We start from the raw sequence: 2,543 nt of genomic DNA, 5'->3' as shown, positions 1-2,543 counted from the left end.
CGCTGCTCCTCGGCTCGCTCAAGTCCAACATCGGACACGCCCAGGCCGCCGCCGGCGTCGGCGCCGTGATCAAGATGGTGATGGCCCTTCGGAACGGCGAACTGCCCGCCACGCTCAACGTCACCAAGCCCAGCGAGCTCATCGACTGGGAGACGGGCGGCGTGGGGCTGCTGACCGAGGCGCGTCCCTGGCCCGCCCAGGACGACAGGGTCCGGCGCGCCGGTGTCTCCTCCTTCGGCATCAGCGGCACCAACGCCCACGTCATCCTCGCCGAGGCGCCCAGCGACCTGGCGCCGGCCGACGACACGGAGCAGGCACCGCTCGACGGCGCGGCGCTGCCGTGGATGGTGTCGGGCCGGACGGCCGACGCTCTCGCCGAGGCCGCGGGTCAGCTCGCGGCGTACGTACGGGCACGGCCCGAGCTGAGCCCGGCCGACGTCGCCCATTCCCTGGCCACCGGACGGTCGGCCTTCGAGACCCGGGCCGTGATTGCCGGGACGGAAGGACGCGACGGGCTGCTCGCGGGCCTGGACGCCCTCGCCTCGGGCGAGGCCGCCGGGGTGGCCGCGGCCGTGTCCGGTGCGAAGCCGGGCCGCGCGTCGGGTGCCTCTGTCGTGTTCGTGTTCCCGGGCCAGGGTTCGCAGTGGGTCGGCATGGCGACCGAACTGCTGGACTCCTCCCCCGAGTTCGCCCGTGTCATCGCCGAGTGCGAGACCGCACTCGCGCCGTTCGTGGACTGGTCACTCACTGCCGTCCTGCGCGGTGACGAAAACGCACCGGGTCTCGACCGCGTCGACGTCGTCCAGCCCGCCTCCTGGGCCATGATGGTCGGCCTCGCCGCCCTCTGGCGCGCCAACGGCGTCAACCCCATGGCCGTCGTCGGCCACTCCCAGGGCGAGATCGCCGCCGCCGTCGTCGCCGGCGGACTCACCCTCGAAGACGGCGCCCGCGTCGTCGCCCTGCGCTCCAAAGCCCTGCGCGTCCTGTCCGGCGGCGGAGGCATGGCCTGGCTCGGCATCCCCGAAAACCAGGCCGAAGACCTCCTCACCACCTACTCCGGCCAGATCTCCGTCGCGGCGGTGAACGGCCCCTCCTCCACCGTCGTGGCCGGCACACCCGACGCCCTCGACGCCCTCCTCGCCCACTGCGAAACCCACGACATCTGGGCCCGCCGCATCCCCGTCGACTACGCCTCCCACTCCGCACACGTCGACGAGATCCGCGACACGCTCGCCCACGAACTGGAAGGCGTCCGACCGCAGTCGGGCCGCATCGCCTTCCACTCCACCGTCACCGGTGGTGTCCTCGACACGCGGGAACTGGACGGGGCCTACTGGTTCCGCAACCTCCGCAGCCGCGTCCGACTCGCCGAGGTCGTCGAACAACTCGCCGCACCCGACGTCGTGTTCATCGAGGTCAGCGCCCACCCCGTCCTCGTCAACGGCATCACCGAAACGCTGGAGGCGCGGGGCGGGACCGGCAGGGCCGTCGGCACCCTGCACCGCAACACGGGCAGTCTGGAGCGCTTCGCGGAATCCGCCGCCCAGGCCTGGAGCCATGGCGTCACCGTCGACTGGCCCACCCTCCTCCGGCCCTACGGCGCCCGCACCGTCGAGCTGCCGTCCTACCCCTTCCAGCGCCGGCGCTACTGGCTCGAGGCGGAGACCGCCGGCCGGCACAGCGCCCCGCGCGTCGACGCGCTGCCGGCTCCGCAGCCGGCCGAGCCCGTCGGCCTGGTGGGCGTACGGCTGCCGTCGTCGCCGCTCGCGCAGGCGCAGTTCGCCCCGCGGCTCGACCCGACCGCGCACCCGTGCCTGGGTGACTTCGTGGTCGGCGGACGGCCGGTGGTCAGCGCCGGTGTGTTCCTGGAGTCGGTGATCGAGGCGGTCACCGAGATCGCCGGACCGGGTCCGGTGTCCGTCGAGGACCTGGAGCTGCCCGTCGACCTGGTGCTCGAACCCCTCGGCGTCGAGGGACCGGCGTCCGGCGGGGAGCGGGCCGCCCAGCTGGTCGTCGACGACGGCCGGTTCCGTCACTACGCGCAGGACGCGTCCGGTGCCTGGCAGCTGCACGCGCAGGGCCGGGTCCAGCCGGGTGCGTCCGCCGCGCCCACGGTGACCCTGGCGACCGTCGGGTCGGGCCGCGAGCTGACCGGCGACGAGCTGTACCGGCTGCTGTGGCAGCGTGCGATGTACCTCGGTTCCGCCGCGCGCTGGGTGGAGCGGATCAGGCTCGGCCGGGGCGAGGCCACGGCCGAGATCCGGCCCGCGACGCCCGGCGAGGCGGAGCCCTACCGGATCCACCCGGGCCTGGTCGACGCGATGTTCCAGACCGCGCTGGCCTGCTTCCCGATGGACGGTCCGGCCCTCGTGCCGGTCGGTCTCGAGCGCTTCGTCCACTACGACCGCGGCGACCTGCGGGACGGGCTGCGATGTCACGCCGAGCTGTTCGAGGACGGCACCCGGGCCCGTATCCGGCTCGTCGGCGCGAACGGCCGGCTGGCGGCGGAGGCCGACGGCGTCCGCTTCGCCCCCGCCCTGACC

The 2,543-nt window shown here is 73.9% G+C and carries 1 protein-coding gene; it reads left to right on the top strand.

The features are described from left to right. Positions 1-2,543: acyltransferase domain-containing protein (locus ACFWJO_RS37850; protein WP_386872673.1), on the top strand; the 2,543-nt coding region annotated here is incomplete at both ends.

Origin of the sequence: Streptomyces sp. NPDC127092, from assembly GCF_042722475.1 — a bacterium.
In the GTDB taxonomy this organism is placed as follows: Bacteria; Actinomycetota; Actinomycetes; order Streptomycetales; family Streptomycetaceae; genus Streptomyces.
This window is presented reverse-complemented; position numbering and strand designations above follow the sequence as displayed.